18 protein-coding genes and 1 tRNA gene are annotated in these 19,541 nt (G+C 68.6%); 6 read left to right on the forward strand and 13 right to left on the reverse strand.

Annotated features, from left to right (window positions below; translation table 11 throughout):
- Nucleotides 1–23: 23 nt before the first annotated feature.
- Together EK403_RS05850 and EK403_RS05855 are read right to left on the reverse strand one after the other, a co-directional pair.
- Nucleotides 24–1,775 (reverse strand): acetolactate synthase 3 large subunit, encoded by a 1,752-nt coding sequence (locus EK403_RS05850; protein ID WP_128776707.1) that lies wholly within the window; start codon nt 1,773–1,775, stop codon nt 24–26.
- Between the two features lie 389 nt (nt 1,776–2,164).
- The gene (locus EK403_RS05855; protein ID WP_128776570.1) at nt 2,165–3,661 is read right to left on the reverse strand and encodes a GGDEF domain-containing protein; all 1,497 of its coding nucleotides are present in this window, start codon (nt 3,659–3,661) and stop codon (nt 2,165–2,167) included.
- A gap of 188 nt (nt 3,662–3,849) precedes the next feature.
- Here EK403_RS05855 and EK403_RS05860 point away from each other — a divergent pair, with 188 nt between their 5' ends.
- Entirely contained in the window at nt 3,850–4,887 is a 1,038-nt protein-coding gene (locus EK403_RS05860; protein ID WP_128776571.1) for a protein-methionine-sulfoxide reductase heme-binding subunit MsrQ, read from the forward strand.
- 44 nt (nt 4,888–4,931) lie between these two features.
- Nucleotides 4,932–6,221, forward strand: coding sequence for an aspartate aminotransferase type Ic (locus EK403_RS05865; protein WP_128776572.1), 1,290 nt, complete (start codon nt 4,932–4,934; stop codon nt 6,219–6,221).
- An 18-nt stretch (nt 6,222–6,239) separates the two neighbouring features.
- Here the strand turns inward: EK403_RS05865 and EK403_RS05870 are convergent, their stop codons facing one another.
- Nucleotides 6,240–7,325, reverse strand: coding sequence for a tRNA (adenosine(37)-N6)-dimethylallyltransferase (locus EK403_RS05870; RefSeq protein WP_342633776.1), 1,086 nt, complete (start codon nt 7,323–7,325; stop codon nt 6,240–6,242).
- A 101-nt stretch (nt 7,326–7,426) separates the two neighbouring features.
- Here EK403_RS05870 and serB point away from each other — a divergent pair, with 101 nt between their 5' ends.
- Nucleotides 7,427–8,323 carry a phosphoserine phosphatase SerB gene (gene serB / locus EK403_RS05875; protein ID WP_128776574.1) on the forward strand — a complete coding sequence of 299 codons (897 nt, stop codon included), beginning with the start codon at nt 7,427–7,429 and terminating at the stop codon, nt 8,321–8,323.
- 67 nt (nt 8,324–8,390) lie between these two features.
- On the opposite strand, the gene EK403_RS05880 is transcribed toward serB, so the two are convergent.
- Both EK403_RS05880 and EK403_RS05885 read right to left on the reverse strand, forming a co-directional pair.
- Nucleotides 8,391–9,866, reverse strand: a complete 1,476-nt coding sequence (locus tag EK403_RS05880) for a DegQ family serine endoprotease (protein ID WP_128776575.1) — start codon at nt 9,864–9,866, stop codon at nt 8,391–8,393.
- Nucleotides 9,867–10,686: 820 nt separating this feature from the next.
- Entirely contained in the window at nt 10,687–11,079 is a 393-nt protein-coding gene (locus EK403_RS05885) for a hypothetical protein (protein WP_128776576.1), read from the reverse strand.
- Between the two features lie 93 nt (nt 11,080–11,172).
- On the opposite strand from EK403_RS05885, the gene gph reads away from it, so the two are divergent.
- Both gph and otsA read left to right on the forward strand, forming a co-directional pair.
- Nucleotides 11,173–11,904, forward strand: a complete 732-nt coding sequence (gph, locus tag EK403_RS05890; protein ID WP_128776577.1) for a phosphoglycolate phosphatase — start codon at nt 11,173–11,175, stop codon at nt 11,902–11,904.
- 76 nt (nt 11,905–11,980) lie between these two features.
- Nucleotides 11,981–13,411: an alpha,alpha-trehalose-phosphate synthase (UDP-forming) gene (otsA, locus tag EK403_RS05895; RefSeq protein ID WP_128776578.1), complete on the forward strand. Its 1,431-nt coding sequence runs from the start codon at nt 11,981–11,983 to the stop codon at nt 13,409–13,411.
- A gap of 65 nt (nt 13,412–13,476) precedes the next feature.
- Here the strand turns inward: otsA and EK403_RS05900 are convergent, their stop codons facing one another.
- The 3 genes from EK403_RS05900 to moaA all read right to left on the reverse strand — a co-directional run bounded on the left by EK403_RS05900 (nt 13,477) and on the right by moaA (nt 16,772).
- The gene (locus EK403_RS05900) at nt 13,477–15,000 is read right to left on the reverse strand and encodes a TRAP transporter large permease (RefSeq protein ID WP_128776579.1); all 1,524 of its coding nucleotides are present in this window, start codon (nt 14,998–15,000) and stop codon (nt 13,477–13,479) included.
- A gap of 50 nt (nt 15,001–15,050) precedes the next feature.
- Nucleotides 15,051–15,608 (reverse strand): TRAP transporter small permease subunit, encoded by a 558-nt coding sequence (locus EK403_RS05905; RefSeq protein WP_128776580.1) that lies wholly within the window; start codon nt 15,606–15,608, stop codon nt 15,051–15,053.
- Nucleotides 15,609–15,770: 162 nt separating this feature from the next.
- Nucleotides 15,771–16,772 carry a GTP 3',8-cyclase MoaA gene (gene moaA, locus EK403_RS05910; RefSeq protein ID WP_245479534.1) on the reverse strand — a complete coding sequence of 334 codons (1,002 nt, stop codon included), beginning with the start codon at nt 16,770–16,772 and terminating at the stop codon, nt 15,771–15,773.
- A 165-nt stretch (nt 16,773–16,937) separates the two neighbouring features.
- Between moaA and EK403_RS05915 the strand changes: the two genes are divergently transcribed.
- Complete coding sequence (locus EK403_RS05915) at nt 16,938–17,294, forward strand: gamma-butyrobetaine hydroxylase family protein (protein WP_128776582.1); 357 nt, start codon at nt 16,938–16,940, stop codon at nt 17,292–17,294.
- Nucleotides 17,295–17,307: 13 nt separating this feature from the next.
- Here EK403_RS05915 and EK403_RS05920 read toward each other — a convergent pair whose 3' ends face one another.
- From EK403_RS05920 to EK403_RS22970, 5 genes are all read right to left on the reverse strand, one after another.
- Nucleotides 17,308–17,550, reverse strand: a complete 243-nt coding sequence (locus EK403_RS05920) for a hypothetical protein (protein WP_128776583.1) — start codon at nt 17,548–17,550, stop codon at nt 17,308–17,310.
- Between the two features lie 168 nt (nt 17,551–17,718).
- Nucleotides 17,719–18,015 (reverse strand): hypothetical protein, encoded by a 297-nt coding sequence (locus EK403_RS05925; protein ID WP_128776584.1) that lies wholly within the window; start codon nt 18,013–18,015, stop codon nt 17,719–17,721.
- Between the two features lie 197 nt (nt 18,016–18,212).
- On the reverse strand, nt 18,213–18,368 hold the full coding sequence (locus tag EK403_RS22240; protein ID WP_164919509.1) for a hypothetical protein: 156 nt from the start codon (nt 18,366–18,368) through the stop codon (nt 18,213–18,215).
- 223 nt (nt 18,369–18,591) lie between these two features.
- A tRNA-Val gene (locus EK403_RS05930) sits at nt 18,592–18,666 on the reverse strand.
- 56 nt (nt 18,667–18,722) lie between these two features.
- Nucleotides 18,723–19,541 (reverse strand): helix-hairpin-helix domain-containing protein (locus tag EK403_RS22970; protein WP_280986416.1); only part of this gene is annotated, 819 nt, incomplete at its 5' end.

Raw genomic sequence — 19,541 nt, forward strand, 5'->3', positions numbered from 1 at the left:
CCGGGCATGACGGTCGCGGAAACTCACACCAGCATCTTGCCTTCGTCGGAGATCGCCTTGCCGATCGTCTCCTCGCTGACCTCGCCCAGGATCATCTCGTTGTGGGCGCGGCCCGAGGGGATCATCGGGAAGCAGTTCTCCATCTTGTCGACGAGGCAGTCGACCAGCACCGGGCCATCGTGCTCGACCATCGCCTTGATGGTCGCGTCGAGGTCGGCGGGCTTGTCGCAGCGCAGACCCTTCACGCCATAGGCCTCGGCGAGCTTCACGAAGTCCGGCAGCGACTCCGAATAGGAGTGCGAGTAGCGGCCGCCATGCAGCAGCTGCTGCCACTGCCGCACCATGCCCATGTACTCATTGTTCAGGATGAAGACCTTGATAGGCAGATTGTACTGCACCGCGGTCGAGAGCTCCTGGATGCACATCTGGATCGAGGCCTCGCCGGCGATGTCGATGACGAGCGCCTCCGGATGGGCCTTCTGCACGCCGATCGCGGCCGGCATGCCGTAGCCCATCGTCCCGAGCCCGCCGGAGGTCATCCAGCGGTTCGGCTCCTCGAAGCGGAAATACTGCGCGGCCCACATCTGGTGCTGGCCGACCTCGGTGGTGACGTAGGTGTTCGGACCCTTGGTCAGCTCGTAGATCCGCTCGACCGCGTGCTGCGGCTTGATGGTGGTCTCCGAGCGCCGGTAACGCAGACAGTCGCGGGCGCGCCAGGAATTGATGCGCCGCCACCAGTCGGCCATGCCGGCGGGGTCGATCTGCGCCTTCGAGGCCTTCCAGATCCGCACCATCTCGGCGAGCACGTGGGCGACGTCGCCCACGATTCCGACCTCGACCCTGACGTTCTTGTTGATCTGCGCCGGGTCGATGTCGATGTGGATCTTGCGGCTGCCCGGCGAGAAGGCGTCGAGCCGGCCCGTGATTCGGTCGTCGAAGCGCGCGCCGACGCACAGCATGACGTCGCAGTCATGCATGGCGTTGTTGGCCTCATAGGTGCCGTGCATGCCGAGCATCCCGAGCCACTGGTCGCTCGCGGCCGGATAGGCGCCGAGACCCATCAGGGTCGAGGTCACCGGGACGCCGGTCATGTCGGCGAATTCGCGCAGCAGCCGGCTCGCCTCGGGACCCGAATTGATGACGCCGCCGCCGGTGTAGAAGATCGGCTTGCGCGCGCCGCGCAGGATCTCGATCGCGGCGCGGATCTTGTCGGGATCGCCGTTCAGGCGCGGATGATAGGTCTTGTGACGGACGTTCTCCTTGCGGACATATTTGCCGCTCGCGAACTGGATGTCCTTGGGGATGTCGACAACGACCGGGCCCGGCCGGCCGCTGGTCGCGACCAGGAAGGCCTCGTGCAGGACCTGGGCGAGGTCGTTGACGTCCTTCACCAGGTAATTGTGCTTGGTGCAGGGCCGCGTGATGCCGACCGTGTCGCATTCCTGGAATGCGTCCGAGCCGATCAGATGGGTCGGCACCTGGCCGGTGATGCAGACCAGCGGGATCGAGTCCATCAGAGCGTCGGTGAGGCCGGTGACGGCGTTGGTCGCGCCCGGCCCGGAGGTCACCAGCACGACGCCGGGCTTACCCGTAGAGCGGGCGTAGCCCTCCGCCATGTGGGTCGCGCCCTGCTCGTGGCGGACCAGGATGTGCTCGATCTCGGTCTGCTGGAACAGCGCGTCGTAGATCGGCAGCACCGCGCCGCCCGGATAGCCGAAGATGTGTTCGACGCCCTGATCGGCGAGCGCGCGGATGACGATCTCGGCGCCGGTCATCTCGCCCGCCGGGGCTTCCGGCAGGATGTGCGGGGCGACGGCTTCGGCGTCGTCGTCGATGACGTTCTGGTCCATTGGCGTTTCCTTTCGCCGTCTTTCGACCTTGTCCGACACCCTGCGCCATTCCAGACGCCGGGCAACAAAAAAGGCCCCCGGTGGGGAGCCTTGCGTCAGGCGTCATCGGAGGCACGGCGGACCTATGCGGCCCGCCCCTCGGATGACGCCAAGATTACGATAAGCTTCAGAGGCACGGTCGCCGCGCTCCCGTTTGGAATTCGCGCGGAAGCTACGCGCGGTGGGGCGGAACGTCAAGACGCAGTCTGGACGCTCGTTTGGACAGCGGGGAGCGCCTTTTGACAGCTCGTCGTCTAGGCCCGCCGCTGCCCGCCTCAATCCAGAAAAACGGTCTCCGGCGCCGGCTCGAGTTCGCCGCTCCGCCAGACGGGCAGCAGCGGCGGCTCGTCGGTCGAGGCCGAGAACCGCCAGCAGTTTCGGCCGGCCGCCTTCGCCTGGTAGAGCGCCTCGTCGGCGAGCAGCATCAGGCGCTGCGGGTCGGTCGCGCTGTCGGGCGCCAGCACGCCGCCGATCGTCACGCTCGGGATGAACGTGACGCCGCCGATCTCGCAGGGCTGGTTGACGGTCTCGACCAGGCGCTTGGCGAGCGCCATGGCGTCCTCGACGGTGCGCACCGGCGCGACCACCGAGAACTCGTCGCCGCCGATCCGCGAAACGAGGTCGGTCGCCCGTGTCGACTGACGGAGGCGGTTCGAGACCTCGACCAGCAGGCCGTCGCCGCGCGCGTGGCCGTAGCCGTCGTTGACGCTCTTGAAGAAATCAAGATCGATGAGTAGCAGCGTGAAGCGCTTGCCACGCGAGCGCGCCCCCGCGCTCGCCTCTTCGAGCACCTCGAGGAAGCGCGAGCGGTTGGTCAGGGTGGTCAGCCCGTCATGCGTCGCGCGGTAGGCGAACATGCGTCTCAGCCGCTTCTGGTCGTGGACCGCGGCGGCGGCGATCAGGCTGGGGGCCGCAAGCAGAGCGAGCGCGAGGTAGCGCATCAGCTCCGCGCTCAGGGGATCGCTCACCGTCCCCAGAACCGGCCACTGCCCCGCTCCGACCATGGTGAGCAGCGCGATCGCGAACGAAAACACCGCGAGCGCGGTGGGAAACAGGCCAAACCGTATCGCGAACCAGAGCAGCGCCACCGATGCGCCAAGCGCCGCCTCCTGGCGGCCGTCTCCGATCGATCCGACGACCAGCGCCGCGACCAGCGCGACCGCCGCTAGATGCTCTTTCCAGGAAGGCTTCGGATCGTCGATCGCGTTGTCCGACGTCAGCCCCGCCCTGTCGCGCTCATAGGTCATCACCAGCATGAGGACGAGGATCGAGCCCAGCGCGACCGAGACCGCGCGGACCGCCATCGCCTTCGCGGAGAGATCGCTGATCAGCAGATCGATCGGCGCCGCCATCACGGCGCCCACGACCGAGACGATCGTGACCGCCGCCGCGAGCCTGAGCTGCGAGGTGATGAAGCCGACCGCGCGCAGCCGGGCGAAGATCAGAGCGCCGCAGGCGATCAGCGTCAGCGAGGCCGCGAGGCTTGGGGCGATCCTGGGCGCCGGCTCGCCCAGGGTCGTCGCGAGCGCGACATGGACGATCGCGATGCAAGCCGCGTCGGTCGCCCTGAGCAGACCGCCGGAACGGACCAGAAGCGCGAGCGCCGCGGGCGCGGCGAGCGTGATCAGCGGCTGTCCGGCGGCGCCGTCGCCTATCCATTGGCTGGCCAGAAAGCCGACGGCGTAGCAAACGACGAGGGACGTTCCAGAGGAGATGAGGTTTGCGAAAGCGAGAATTCTGGGAAAGATCACGCGCATCACGAACGCATGCATGGACTGGAATCTCCGACCTCAGCCGTTGTATGCCAACACCTCCTAAGCCGGAGTTCGCGCGAGCCGTCAAAATTGACGGATTTTTTGCAAGTCCCGCGGGGACTCACGCGCTGGTGAGGCCGCGGATGTAATCGTTACGCGCCGCGGCGCGTAACGATCGGGGACGCTTGCACCGCCTCGGAGCGACAATGGGACTGTTCCACGACCGCGCCAGCCGCTTTTCGCCGCTCCTGACCGCGACTCTGGTCGGGCTCTGTCTGCCCGCCGCCTGGCTCGCCATCAGGGCGCTCAACGGCGACTTTTCTGGACCCGCCCCTGTTGGCGCGCCGGGCCTGCCGCCGGGCTTCAGCGACGCGCCGGGCATCGGCGGCCCGGCCGGAGGAGCGACGCCTTTCGGGCCGGCGGCCGCGCCGACCTTCGGCGCGCCGGGCGGGCCAGGGGCCGACAGCGCAAGGCCGATCTACGCCGCCATCCATCTCACCGGTGACTGGGCGATCCGCTTCCTGCTGCTGTCGCTAATGATCACGCCGTTCCGCAGGCTCTGGCACTGGCCGCGGCTGGCGCTGACCCGCCGCCGCATCGGCCTCGCGGCGCTCGCCTATGCGGCCGGGCACTTCGTGCTTTATGCGCTCGACCAGGAATTCGTTATCCCGAAGATCGCGAGCGAGATCGCGCTGCGCATCTATCTGCTGATCGGCTTCGTCGCGCTAATCGGGCTCATAGCCCTCGGCGCAACATCGTGGGACGGCGCGGTGAAGCGGATGGGTGCCGAGAACTGGAGCCGCCTTCACAAGCTCGCCTACCTGATCGCCGGTCTCGCGACGCTGCATTTCTTCATGCAGACCAAGCTGGACGTGACCGAGCCCACCTTGATGTGGGGCCTGTTCCTCTGGGCGATGGGCTGGCGCTGGCTGCAGCGCTTCGGCGACCGGGCGGTCAGTCTCGCCTGGCTCCTTGGCCTCGCGGTCGCGGCCGGCGTCCTGACCGCGCTTTCCGAGGCGTTCTGGTACGGGCTCGCGACCGGCGTCGATCCGGTGCGGGTGCTGCGGGCGAACTTTACGATCGTGCTGGGCCTCAGGCCCTGCTGGCTGGTGCTGATCTTCGGGCTCGCCGCGGCGGCCACGAGCCTGATCGGCGCGAAGCGCCGCGGACCCGCGCGGCCGCGCGCCGGGCGCAGGCCCGGGCCTGCGCCCGCCGAACTGGCGCCCGGCCGGTCATCGCCTTAAGGTCGCGCCGTTTTTCGACTCCACCATACCCAAGGACTGCCGCCGTGCTCGCCGACCTCTCCGCCGCCGATCTCGAAGCCTATGTGGCGCGTGTCCGCGCTGACCTCGACGCCTTCAAGGCGCGCGGCCTCAAGCTCGACATGACGCGCGGCAAGCCCTCGCCCGAGCAGCTCGACCTCGCCGAGGGCATGCTGGCGCTGCCGGGCAACCGCGACCACTTCTCCGAAGCCGGGGAAGACGCCCGGAACTATGGCGGCCTGCAGGGCCTCGCCGAGGTGCGCAAGCTGTTCTCCGGGCCGCTCGGCGCGCCGCCGGAGCGGGTGGTGGTCGGCGGCAACGCCAGCCTCGCGATGATGCACGACGTCATCGTCTGGGCGCTGCTCAAGGGGGTCCCGGGTTCGGCCCGCCCCTGGGCCAAGGAGGATGAGATCGCCTTCATCTGCCCCGCGCCCGGCTACGACCGCCATTTTGCGATCTGCGAGGAGTACGGGATCCGCATGATCCCCGTGGCGCTCACCGGCCACGGCCCCGACATGGACAAGGTCGAGGAACTGGTCCGCGACCCGGCGGTCAAGGGCATGTGGTGCGTGCCGAAATACTCGAACCCCTCGGCCGAGAGCTATTCGGACGAGACCGTGCGCCGGCTCGCCGCGATGAAGACCGGGGCGCCGGACTTCCGGCTGTTCTGGGACAACGCCTATGTGCTGCACCACCTGACGGACAGCCGCCACGAGGTGCTCAACATCCTCGAGGAATGCGCTGCGGCCGGAAATCCTGACCGCGCCTTCGTGTTCGCCTCGACCTCGAAGATGACGCTCGCGGGCGCCGGCCTCGCCTTCTTCGCCGCCTCGGAGGCGAACGTGAAGTGGCAGCAGGCCCGCGCCTTCAAGCAGACCATCGGGCCGGACAAGCTGAACCAGCTGCGCCATGTGCGGTTCCTGCGCGACGAGGCCGGGCTGGTCGCACATATGGAGAAGCACCGCGCGCTGCTCGCGCCGAAGTTCAAGGCGGTGACGGACGCGCTCGAAGCGCGCCTCGGCGACACGGGAGCGGCGAGATGGATCACCCCGGACGGCGGCTATTTCGTCAGCGTCGACCTCGCGCCCGGCGCGGCCTCGCGCAGCGTCGCGCTCGCCAAGGAAGCGGGGCTCGCGCTCACCCCCGCGGGCGCGACCTGGCCCTATGGCAAGGACCCTCTCGACTCGAACCTGCGCCTCGCGCCCTCCTTCCCGTCGCTCGCCGACGTGAAGGCGGCCTCGGAAGGCATCGCGATCTGCATGGCGCTCGCCTGCGCCGAGGTCGAGCAGACAAAGCGGCGGAAGGAAGCGGCCTGAGGTCCTGTTTGGTCAGCGTCATCCCGGCCGAGCGCAGCGAGAGCCGGGATCGTCATCAGGTAGATCGCCTTGTCCGGCTTGCGATCCCGGCTCGGCGCTGACGCGCCGTCCGGGATGACGATTGGTCGGCTCCGCGATCCCCCTCTCCTCGATCTCCCGCAACGCGACGTCGAGCGCCTCCTCAGGCGCGACATGCAGCCAGTCGGCCATGCGGTTGCGGAACCAGGTCGACTGGCGCTTGGCGTAGCGCCCGGTGGCGAGGCGCGTGCGTTCGACCGCCTCGTCGAGCGTGAGGTCTCCGCGTCTGGCGGCCGCGAACGGCCGGACGCCGAGCGCCTTCATGGCCGGAAGCGCCGGATCGAGTCCGCGCGCGTCAAGCCGCGCCGCCTCCTCGACCGCGCCCTCCCCGATCATAGCGTCCAGCCGTCGCGCGATGCGTTCCCGAAGCGCCGCGCGTTCCGGAGAGAGGACCATCCGGAGCGCATCTTCCGGGTCGATCAGGGGAGCGGCCAGATCCTGCTGCCAGTCGGCGAGAGAGCGGCCGGTGGCGTCGAGGACCTCGAGCGCCCTGGCGAGCCGCTGGGGATCGGAGGGCCGCAGCCGCGCCGCCATGACGGGATCGCGCCTCGCGAGTTCGGGGTGCAGATCGGCCGGCGCGGCCGCGCGCCATTTTGCGCGGATGTCTTCGGGGATTTCGGGGATGTCGACGAGGCCACGCGTCAGCCCCTCGAAGTAAAGCCCCGTGCCGCCGACGATAATCGGAACGTTAGCCGACTGATGCGCCTGCGCCGGCCGACCGCCGGGCTGTGGATAAATCGCGTCCGCCCCTGTGCGTAAGCTGTTGAGGACGCTGTGGACGTCGCTGAGCCAGCGGCCCACGGCGTAGGGCTCGGCCGCGTCGACATGGCCATAGAGTTCATGGCGCGTCTCGCCCGCCTCCCCGGCGCCCGGCCGGGCCGTCAGGATCCTCAGATCCGCATAGACCTGGCTCGCGTCGGCGTTCACCACCGCGCTCCCGAGCCGGCGGGCGAGCGCGAGCGCGAGCGCGGACTTGCCCGAGGCGGTCGGGCCGGCGATCAGGACGAAGCGGATCGGGCGGGACAGGGTCTGCTCCCTTGCGAGCGCTGCGGCGTTGCTCCCGCGGCCGCGCCCTTATAGACGAGGCCACGGGCTCCGCACGCCCGCCCTCCAGCGCCGCTAACGCCATGAGCCTCGACCACGTCGCCGTTCTGATCTCGAACCCGGCGGCCCCCGCGCTCGACGACGTGGCGCTGACGCGCTGCGGCCAGGCGCTCGGCCTTGTGCCCCCTCGCCTTCTGGCGCGCGGCGTCGCGGCGGAGTTCCCGGTCACCACGGCCGATCCGGCGGCGATGCGAGAGGACCTCGTCGCGGTTCTCGGCCGCGCCAAGGTCGACATCGCGGTCGTGCCCGCGGAAGGCCGACGCAAGCGCCTGCTGATCGCCGACATGGACTCGACCATGATCGAGCAGGAGTGCCTCGACGAACTCGCGGCCGCGCTCGGCCTGAAGGAGAAAGTCTCGGCCATCACCGAGCGCGCGATGCGCGGCGAGATCGCGTTCGAGCCGGCGCTGCGGGAGCGCGTCGCTCTGCTTGAAGGCCTGCCGGCGGAGAAGACCGTCTCGGATGCGCTCAAGGACCGCATCACATTGGCGCCCGGCGCGAAGACGCTGGTCGCGACCATGCGCGCGAACGGCGCCTATGCGGCGTTGGTCTCGGGCGGCTTCACGGCCTTCACGGGTCCGATCGCCGAAACGCTGGGCTTCGACGAGCATCGCTCCAACACGCTGCTGGTCGAGGACGGCAGGCTTTCGGGCCGGGTCGCCGAGCCGATCCTCGGTCGCGAGGCGAAGCTTGCGGCGCTCGAGGAGCTGATCTCGTCGCGGAGCCTCGTCCGCGAAGAGACGCTTGCGGTCGGCGACGGCGCGAACGACCTCGCGATGCTGGGCGCGGCCGGCCTCGGCGTCGCGTTCCGCGCGAAGCCCGCGGTCGCCGAGGCCGCGCATGTCCGCATCGACCACGGCGACCTGACGGCGCTGCTCTATCTGCAGGGCTATGACGCAAGCGAATTCGTGGACGAGTGAGCGCCGCCCCCGGGCGTCATCCCGGCCGAAGCGGAGCGAAGAGCCGGGATGACGCCCGGCCCTCTGGTCACTCGATCGATAGCGCCACGAAGCGCACATCGCCGCCCTTGTTGGCGAGCAGCAGGAGGGCGGTCTTCTTGCCGTCCTTCTTGAGCTCCTCGATCCGCTTGGTGACGTCGGCCGGGTTGTCGACGGTCCGCTGGGCGACCTCGATCAGCAGGTCGCCCGGCTGGATCGAATTCTCCTGAGCCTTCGAGCCGTCGTCGACTTCGGTGATCACGAGGCCCTTGGCCTCCGGCTTGAGCTGGAACTTGAGGCGGAGCTCGTCGGTGATGGCGGTGAAGCTGAGGCCGAGCGCCGTGCCGGTCTTCGGCTCCTCCTCGGGGGCGGGGGCCTTCAGCGCGGCCTGCTTGGGCTCGCCCTCCTCGAGCCGGCCGACCTTCAGCCGGAGGTTCTCCTCCTTGCCCTTGCGCCACACCGCGACCTCGACTTCGCGATCGATCGGCGTGTCGGCGACGATCCGCGGCAGGTCGCGCATCGCGCGCACCGGCTTGCCGTCGAACCGCAGCACGACGTCGCCGGCCTCGAGGCCCGCTTTCGCCGCCGGACCGTCATCGTTCATGCCCGCGATCAGCGCGCCCTTGTCCGGACCCTTGACGCCGAGGCTCTCGGCGATGTCGTCCGTCACCTCCTGGATGCGCACGCCGATCCAGCCGCGCCGCGTCTCGCCGAAGCTCAGCAACTGGTCGACCACGCCCTTGGCGATCGTCGAGGGCACCGAGAAGCCGATGCCGATCGAGCCGCCCGAGGGCGAGATGATCGCCGTGTTGATGCCCACCACCTCGCCCGCCATGTTGAACAGCGGCCCGCCGGAATTGCCGCGGTTGATGGCCGCGTCGGTCTGGATGAAGTTGTCGTAGGGGCCGGAATTGATGTTGCGGTTGCGGGCCGACACGATGCCGGCCGAGACCGAGCCGCCGAGCCCAAACGGGTTGCCGATCGCCAGCACCCAGTCGCCGACGCGCAGTCGCTCGGCGTCGCCGAACTTGACGGCCCTCAGAGGCTTCGGCGGCTTCACGCGCAGCACCGCCATGTCGGTCTTGACGTCCTTGCCGATCAGCTCGGCCGTAAGCTTAGAGCCGTCGTTGAAGTTCACGGTGATTTCGTCCGCGCCGTCGATGACGTGATTGTTGGTCACCACCACGCCCGACGGATCGATCACGAACCCCGAGCCGAGCGAGGTCTGCTTGCGGGACCGCGGCTTCGGGGCGTCGGGTCCGCGCTTGTTGAAGAACTCGTCGAAAAAGTCTTCGAAGGGCGATCCTTCCGGCACGCTCGGGGCCGGCACCGCCTTGTCGGCCGCGGGCGCGTTCTGGGAGGTCGAGATGTTGACCACCGAGTCGATCAGGCTCTCGGCGAGGTCCGCGAAGCTGTCGGGCGCGGCCCGCGCCGCGGCCGGCGAAGCGCCGAGCGGAGCGATCAAAAGGCCCGCCGCGACGGCTGCGACGAGGAGACGGAAGGACGGACGGGGGGCGGCGGGCATGGCGGGTCCTTGGCGGAGGCGGGCCGGTTCGGGCCGGCCAGTCTGATCGGCCACTCTACAGAGCCGGTCGCGGCGAAAAAAGGTTCGCTGGGTCCCGCCGGCGGAGAACCGCCGCCCTCATGTCCCGGCCCTTGAGCCGGGACCCATTTTGCGCCGCGCGATCAGATGCCCGTCGCGGGCGCCGGGCGTCCTGCGCCGGCCGAGCCGGATGGGTCCCGGCTCAAGGCCGGGACATGGGCGCGGCGCTCGATGTCGACGTGCGCGGGCGCTCCGGGCCCCGCGGCTTCGGAGTTTCGCCAGTCCGGCGATGTCAAACAGCGGGCAATGGAGGCGCGGGTCGCCGCAGGAGCCTCTGATGCTGGTGTAGTGGTGGCGCCTGCGGCGCCCGCGCACGGTTTTCGGCGAGGTCGAGACGCTCTGGACACGCCCCGGTCGTAGTGCCGGGGGTATGACGTGTTGCCGACGGACCGTTTCCGGTCCGCCCCTCGACCAAGATCCCGGGGCGGGTGAGCCGGTCCCTCCCGCCGCTGGCTCCGCCCTCCTCCCGCGCCGCCGGACGGCCCGGACGACACCTCCATGGCTGGGAGAAGGCCGAGGCAGGGTGGATCAGCGCAATCCTAATGTCAAGAAAATAATCCTACAAACCTTTCGGCTTCGCCGCCGTCCGTGTCCCGGCCTTGAGCCGGGACCCATTGGCCGCTGCGGCCTCCGGATCAGACGCCGACCGGCGGCGCACCTTCGTTATCAACCGAGCCCAATGGGTCCCGGCTCAAGGCCGGGACATGAGGGCGGCGCTCGTCACCGCGGGGCCGAGCGGTCGTCAGCGCGCCTGCGGCGTGCACACCACCTGTTCGGCGAGCACGTAGCAGAGGCTCATGCGCCCGGTGCGGCGCTCGACGCGGTAGACGCCGCCCTCCTGCTGGTGGTTGGAGGCCGCAAGGGCATAGAGGCCCGGCTCCTGAGGGCCCGCCCCCTCGCCCGGCGGGTAGCAGAGCGTGACGCCCGCGCCACGATCGGAGACCGCGAACTGGCAGACGCCGACCTCGCCGCTGGTCGTCTCCACTCGGAACATGCGGTTCAGCGAGGTCTGGGGCGCGGCGAGAAACGCATAGTCCTCGGCCGAGGCCGCCGACGCCGCGAGCGTGGCGGCGAGGCCGAGCGCCGCCGGAACGACGCGGGGCAGACGGCGTGGCGCGGTCTTTGCGATCAGCATCCGGGCTCCGTCGATTCGCGGCGGTTGACGGGGGTCAACCTAGCAGGCCAACACCTCCCGGCCAGCCATCCTGTCCGGCGAAGAGGATTCGACATGAGCGACCGACCGCCCCTCACCGTCGTGTTCGACCTCGACGGCACGCTGGTCGACACCGCGCCAGACCTGATCGCGGCGCTCGGCGTGGCGCTCGAGCGGGAGGGAATCCCGAACCCGCCTTACGAGGAGGCCCGCGGCCTGATCGGCGCGGGCGCCAAGGCGCTCGTCGAGCGCGGCGTCGCGGTCGCCGGGCGCGAGGTCTCGGCCGAGCGGCTGGAGGAGCTTCACGCCATCTTCCTCGACCATTACGCCGACCACATCGCCGACCGCAGCCGGCCCTATCCCGGCTGCCTCGCGGCGCTGGACAGGCTCGCGGCGGAGGGCGCGAAGCTCGCGGTCTGCACCAACAAGATCGAGCGCTTCGCCCGCCTGCTGCTCGACAGGCTGGATCTGACGGGCAGTTTCGACGCGATCGTGGGCGGCGACACTTTCGGGGTCGGCAAGCCCGCCCCGGCTCCGCTTCATGGCGCCATCCGCCAGGCCGGCGGCGAACTCGAGCGCGCGGTCATGATCGGAGACAGCCTCGCCGACGTGAAGGCCGCGCGGGCCGCGGGCGTGCCGGTCGTCGTGATGACCTTCGGCTACACCGAGACGCCGGCCGCGGAGCTCGGCGGCGACGTGTTGATCGATCATTTCGACGAACTCGACGAGGCGATCCGGCGGGTCACCGCGACGGCCTCGCCGGCGGAACAAGCCGCCCCTCCAAGACGTTCTGGGACCGGGCAATGAGTGATCGCGAAACCACCGAACAGCCGAACGTCGGGTCGGGCCGGCGCGAACGCGCAATGAATGGAGAGGTCAGGCGATGGGTCGCCTGATCGTCGTCTCCAACCGCGTTCCCGTGCCGAAGCCGGGGACGCCGCCGGCCGGCGGGCTAGCGGTCGCGCTGTCGGGCGCGATGCAGTCGCGCGGCGGCGTCTGGTTCGGCTGGAGCGGCGACACCGCCGCCGCGGACGCGCCGGAGCCGGCCGCGCCGCGCACGCTGAAGAGCGGGTCCGTCACCTACGCGCTCGTCGATCTCAAGGAGCGCGACCTCGACGACTACTACGCCGGCTTTTCCAACCGGATGCTGTGGCCGCTGTTCCACTACCGGATGGACCTGACCGAGTTCACCCGCGTGACGCTCGGCGGCTATTATCGCGTCAACGGCCTGTTCTCGCGCCTGATCGCGCCGATGGCCGAGCCCGACGACGTCATCTGGGTCCACGACTACCATCTGATCCCGCTCGCGGCGGAGCTTCGCGCGGCGGGCTTGAGGAACCGGATGGGGTTCTTCCTCCACATCCCCTTCCCGCCGCCCGATATCCTGACCGTCCTGCCGAACCACGCCGACATCGTGCGCGGCCTCGCGGCGTATGACGTCGTCGGGTTCCAGACGCCGCTCGACGTCGAGAACTTCGAGACCTATCTGCGGCGCGAGAAGGTCGGGCGGCGCATGTCCGACGGCCGCTACGTGGTGCATGGCCGGGCGATCCGGGTCGAGGCGCTGCCCGTCGGCATCGAGACCCAGACCTTCGCCGAGACCGCCAAAGCCTCCGAGCGCAACGCCCTGGTGCGCCGCATGGAGGAGAGCATGATCGGCCGGCGGCTGATCATCGGCGTCGACCGGCTCGACTACTCCAAGGGCATCGCCGAGCGTATCCAGGCCTTCGAGACGTTCCTCACCCTCGACGACCACTGGCGCGGCAAGTGCACCTATCTGCAGATCACGCCCAAGTCGCGCTCCGAGGTCGCGGAATACGCCGCGATGGAACGCGAGGTCGCGGAGCTCGCGGGCCGCGTGAACGGAAAGCACGCCGACCTCGACTGGACGCCGATCCGCTACGTCAACCGCACGATCGGCCGGAACGCGCTGGCCGGCCTCTACCGCATGGCCGCGGTCGGCCTCGTCACGCCTTTGCGCGACGGGATGAACCTCGTGGCGAAGGAATATGTCGCCGCGCAAGACCCCGAGGATCCGGGCGTGCTGCTGCTGTCGCGCTTCGCCGGGGCGGCCTTCGAGCTGGCGGACGGCGCCATGCTCACCAACCCCTACGACATAGACGGCACCGCCGGGGCGCTGGCCCGCGCGCTCGTGATGCCGCTCGACGAGCGGCTCGACCGCTGGCGGCGGATGTATGAGCGCATCCGCGTCCACGACGTCGCGTGGTGGTGCCGTAGCTTTCTGGAAGCCCTCGAGAACGACGCGCCGAAGGCCGCCGCGGCCAAGCTCAGCCCGATCAAAGCCGCGAGCTGAAGGCGGCCTCGCCGGTCAGATGCTTCGCGTCGGGCCGCTGAAGGACGCACCAGACTGAGGCGCCCTCACTTCGGCGCAGGCGGCAGGAAGTCCGGCGGGGGCGGAACGCCGAAATCGTTCTGGCCGCCGCCCTGCCCCTGGCCCTCTCCGCCGCCCGGCGCGCCGAAGTCCGACGACGGGATCTCGATCTTGATCTGGCTCGGATCGACGGTCGAAGCCGCGCCCTTGTAGTGGGTGACGAGTTGCGGGAAGGCGATCACCAGCCCGACCATGATGCACTGGATCACCACGAAGGGCACCGCGCCCCAGTAGATCTGGCCCGTGGTCACGCCCTCGATCCGCTGCCTGGTGATCTTGTCCAGATATGATCGCCTCGGCGCGACCGAGCGCAGATAGAACAACGAGAAGCCGAAGGGCGGGTGCATGAAGGAGGTCTGCATGTTGACCGCCAGAACCACGCCGAACCAGATCAGGTCGATCCCGAGCGCGGCCGCCGCCGGCCCGAGCAGCGGCACGATGATGAAGGCGAGCTCGAAAAAATCGAGGAAGAAGGCGAGCACGAACACCAGGATGTTGACGACGATCAGGAAGCCCGTCGCGCCGCCCGGCAGGCCCGTCAGCAGGTTCTGGACCCATTTGTCGCCTTCGACGCCGTAGAACGTCAGGCTGAACACCCGCGCGCCGATCAGGATGAACATCACGAAGGTCGAGAGCTTCGCGGTCGAGTCGAGCGCGTGGACCAGCAGCGGTAGGCTGAGCTTGCGCTTCAGGAGCGCGAGGATGAGCGCGCCGGCTGCGCCCATCGCGCCGCCTTCGGTCGGCGTCGCGACGCCGATGAAGATCGTGCCGAGCACGAGGCCGATCAGCACCAGCGGCGGGATCAGCACGAACAGCACCCGTCCGATCAGCGCCGCGCCCTTGATGGTGCGGGCTTCGGGCGGCAGCGCGGGCGCGGTTTCCGGGCGGATCACCGTGACGAGGAAGATGTAGCCGGCGTAGAGCGCCGTCAGCACGAGGCCGGGCAGCAGCGCGCCGGCGTACATGTCGCCGACCGAGCGGCCGAGCTGGTCGGCCATGACGATCAGCACGAGGCTCGGCGGGATGATCTGGGCGAGCGTGCCGGACGCTGCGATGACGCCGGTCGCGACGCGCCGGTCATAGCCGTAGCGCAGCATGATGGGCAGCGAGATCAGGCCCATCGAGATCACCGAGGCCGCCACCACGCCGGTCGTCGCGGCGAGCAGCGCGCCGACGAAGATCACCGCATAGGCGAGGCCGCCGCGGATCGGGCCGAACAGCTGGCCGATCGTGTCGAGCAGGTCCTCGGCCATGCCGGACCGTTCGAGGATCAGACCCATGAAGGTGAAGAACGGGATCGCGAGCAGCGTCTCGTTGCCCATCACGCCGAAGACGCGGAACGGCAGCGCCTGCAGGAAGTCGGGCACGAACAGGCCGAGCTCGATGCCGATGAAGGCGAACAGCAGCCCGTTGGCCGCGAGCGAGAAGGCGACCGGATAGCCCATGAGCAGGAACACGACGAGCGTCGCGAACATGATCGGGGCCATATTGTGGGTGAGGAACTCGACCATTCTGGTCTCCGCGGGATCCGATCCGTGTCAGGCGAGGCGAGAGGCTCCGATCAGGCGACGACGCGTTCGTCGTCCTCGTCGTGCTTTTCCTCATGCGGATCGGGGATGTCGCCGCGGATGACGGCGATCCGCTTGATGAGCTCGGAGACCGCCTGCGCGAGCAGCAGGATGAAACCGAGCAGGATCAGGCCCTTGGCCGGCCAGATGATCAGCCCGCCGGGGCTCGGCGACATCTCGCCGGACCGGTACGAGCCCCAGAAGAACGGCCAGAGATCGTAGATCATCAGCAGGCAGAACGGGATCAGCACCAGCACGTGGCCGACGACGTCGATCCAGTCGCGGGTCTTCTTCGACCACATGCTGGCGATGACGTCGATGCGGATGTGCTCGTTCTTCAGCAGGGTGTAGCCGGCGCAGAGCATGAAGACCGCGCCGAACAGGTACCATTGCAGTTCGAGCCAGGCGTTCGACGACATGTCGAAGGCCTTGCGGACGACGGCGTTGATGGAGCTGACGAGGACCGCCACCAGCGTCAGCCACATCGCCGAGCGTCCGATCGCCGTGTTGACTGCGTCAATGACGCGGCTGATCCCGAGCAATGCGCCCATGGGCCTGTTCACCTCCGCTCACGCCGGTCGCGGATCGGGAGCGGGGCCCGCCGCATTTTCGGCTTTGCGGCGGGGCCTTTTCACCTCGCGAAACGCCGCGCGAGGCGGCAAAGGCGAAGGTGATCAGTTTTTGTGAAAGGTGAGAAAAGTTCGGCTGAAGGGTCAGCCGCCCGTGGTCGACATATGCCGCGCGACCGCGGGCTTGGCGCTCCGCCGATCGATGACGAAGTCGTGGCCCTTGGGCTTGCGGGTGATCGCCTCGCGGATCGCCTGGGTCACGAGGTCATCGTCCTTGCTCGCGCGCAGCGGGGCGCGGAGGTCGGCGGCGTCGTCCTGGCCGAGGCACATGTAGAGCGTGCCGGTGCATGTCACGCGCACGCGGTTGCAGCTCTCGCAGAAATTATGGGTCAGCGGTGTGATGAAGCCGATCCGACCGCCGGTCTCGGCGACCTTCACGTAGCGGGCGGGGCCGCCCGTCCGGTACGGGATGTCCTCGAGCGTCCAGCGCTGCGCGAGACGCGCGCGCACCAGGCTCAGGGGCAGATACTGGTCGGTGCGGTCGCCCTCGATGTCGCCGAGCGGCATGGTCTCGATCAGGGAGAGGTCCATGCCGAGGCCGTGCGCCCATTCGGCGATACGGGAGATCTCGTCCTCGTTGACGCCGCGCAGCGCCACCGTGTTGATCTTGATCTTGAGGCCGGCGGCGAGCGCGGCCTCGATCCCGCCCAGGACCTGGCGGAGATCGCCCCAACGGGTGATGGTCTTGAAGTTCACCTCGTCAAGCGTGTCGAGCGAGACGTTCACGCGCCTGACGCCCGCGGCGTAGAGCTCGGCGGCGTGCGTCGCAAGCTGGCTGCCATTGGTGGTGAGAGTCAGTTCATCGAGCGCGCCGGACTCGAGATGCCGGCCGAGCGAGCGAATCAGCGTCGGCAGACCGCGCCGCACCAGCGGTTCGCCGCCCGTCAGACGGAGCCTCCGCACGCCGAGCCGGACGAAGGCCGAACACAGCCGGTCCAGCTCTTCAAGGGTGAGCAGGTCGCGCTTCGGCAGAAACGTCATGTGCTCCGACATGCAGTAGACGCAGCGGAAGTCGCACCGGTCCGTCACGGAAACGCGCAGATAGGTGATCCGCCGCGCGAACGGGTCGATCAGGGGGGCGGACATGTCCTGGAACGCTGATGCCATGGGCCTATGCGGCGCGCCTGTCGAAGCCTTTGGGCGGACCATCATCCGCCGGGAACGGCCGTAATCCACTGTGCGGGGCCGGATGCACAAGCTATGAACGCGGGCCCCGGACGTAAAGGGCCAGGGCCGCATAAGGAAGAACCGATGTCAGACGGCGACTGGCCTGTCGAGCTCCGGCTGTCTCCCGACGGCCGCACCCTGACGGTCGCCTGGGCGGACGGCGCGCGCCACGCGATCGCGGCCGAGCTGCTGCGCGTCGAGAGCCCGAGCGCCGAAGTCCAGGGCCATTCGGCCGAACAGAAGACCATCGTGCCGGGCAAGCGGAACGTCACGATCCGCGACGTGCAGGAGGTCGGCTCCTACGCCGTCCGCCTGCTGTTCGACGACGGCCATGACACCGGAATCTACACCTGGCGCGCGCTGCGCGAGTTCGGCGAGAGCGGCGAAGCGCTGTTCGCCGCCTATCTCGAGGCTCTCTCGGACCTCGGCCTCAAGCGCTGAGGCCGGACGCCTGTCAGTGCGCGGCGGTCGAGACGACCGGCTGGTCGCCATCCTTGCGCGAGACCCATCCGCAGTCGCACATCTTCTGCAGAATCTCTTCAGGGGTCTCGACGACGCCGACGCAGTGCGTGCGGTCCATCGAGCTTGTCAGCATGTCGATCGTCGTCTTGTCGCCGAAGCGCCGCATATGCACCGCGAGCGACATGTTGACGTAGATTTCGTGATGACCCGGAGTCGTCAGGCGCAGCCACTGCATGGCGTTCCCTCCCTTGGCGCGTCGTTCCCCACGCGTTCCGCCCACGACGAAGTGAACCACGAATTCGCTAGAAGGGCCAAAGATTTGCATGCTGCGGCGCAGTAATCAGTGAATCAAAAAGGCCGCCCGGCATGCGCCGGGCGGCCCTTCGAAAAGCGTCTGAGCGGCTTATTTGGGCTTCTCGTCGCCCCCGCCGCCGGTCGTCTTCCCTGCCGCGCCGGAGTCGCCCTTGGCTTGAGGCGTGGTGGCGCCTGTGCCCTGCTTCTGAACGTCCTGCGGGCTCGTGGCGACGCCGCCGGCCTCGTTCTGCATGGCGCCGGTCGCGCCGGGCGAGGTCTGCTTCGGATCCGTCGTCGAGTTCTGGCCGGCGGCGCCCGGCTTGTCGGAAGTCGACGGCGTCGTCTGGGCCATCGCGCCGCCCGCGGCGAGCGAAAGAATCGAAGCGGCCAATAACATCTTACGCATCTGTTTCTCCCATCTACGTCATTAGGCGCACATTGACTGTGCGCGATGTTCTGCAGTGGGGAAAACGGTCAGGAGCTACGCTTGTTCCAACTGTAGCCTTACAATAAATTTATAAGAATGCAGGGTTGACGACGGCGCGAAGGCCGCAACGCGCGCGACATCATCAGGCGAGAAGCCCCGCGCCGACAAAAAGACGCCTATGACTGACCGCGTCGCAAGGCCAGCGCGCGCACCTCTTCGAGATCGACCTCGCGCTCGTTCTGCGTGATCCGCATCTCCAGCGTGCGGCCGGAGCCCGCGAGTTCGTCCGTCAGCTCGATAAGGTCGGACACGGTTTCGCAAGCGGCGCTCATGTCCGGTCCGCGGGAGATCCAATGGACGACGTAAGGCATCTGCAGCGCCTCGATCTCGTGTCGCAACACAATAATGCTGCGTTGCGAGATAGCGCAACAACGGATCGTGGCGAGGATGCGGCGGCCCGGCCGGGCATGATAGGAAAAAAGTATGACGGCTCGACTTCGGCGGGGGTAGACCCTTCGGGGCCGCCTCGGGCGCTGTCGGTCTTTGCAAAAAAAATGGTGCCCGAAACAGGGATCGAACCTGTGACCCCACCCGTGTGAAGGGTGTGCTCTCCCGCTGAGCTATTCGGGCTTGCCGTGCGGAAGCGGTGTCCTACGCCGAACGGCCGGCGATTTCAATCGCGCGCTTCAGGCGCCCTCCCCGACCCGCGCGAGCCATTCGTCCTCGGTCAGCGTCTCTATGCCGAGCTCCTTCGCCTTCTCGAGCTTGGAGCCCGCGCCCGGCCCCGCCACCACGATGTCGGTCTTCTTCGACACCGACCCGGACGTCTTGGCGCCGAGCCGCTCGGCCATCGCCTTGGCCTCGTCGCGCGTCATGCGCTCGAGCGCGCCGGTGAAGACCACGGTGAGGCCCGCGACCGGCGAGCTCTCCGCGCGGCGCTCCATGGGGGACGGGGTCAGCTGCTTCAAAAGCGCGTCGAGCGGCGGATCGTTCTTGGGCTCCTGGAAGAAGTCGACGACCGCCTGGGCCACGATCTCGCCGATGCCGTCGATCCCGACGATCTCGCCCCAGGCCTCGTCACCCTTGTCGCCCTTGACCTCGCGGTCCGGCGGCCGCGCGACCTTGGCGGCCGCGCGCAACGCCTCGACGGTCTCGAAATGGCGCATCAGCCGCTTGGCGTTGACCTCGCCGACATGGCGGACGCCGAGCCCGTATAGCAGCCGGTCGACGCTGCGGGAGCGCGCCTCCTCGATCGCGGCGAACAGGTTCTTGACCGACGTATCGCCCCAGCCTTCGCGGTTCTTGAGCGAGGTCAGGCCGTTCTGCTTTTCGTGCAGGGTGAAGATGTCGGCCGGCTCTCGGATCTCGCCGCGTTCGTAGAAGGCTTCGATCTGCTTTTCGCCGAGGCCCTCGATGTCCATGGCGTTGCGCGACACGAAATGGCGGAGCCGCTCGACGGCCTGCGCGCGACAGATCAGCCCGCCGGTGCAGCGGCGGGCGACCCC

The organism is Hansschlegelia zhihuaiae, from assembly GCF_004103825.1.
GTDB classification, from domain to species: domain Bacteria; phylum Pseudomonadota; class Alphaproteobacteria; order Rhizobiales; family Methylopilaceae; genus Methylopila; species Methylopila zhihuaiae.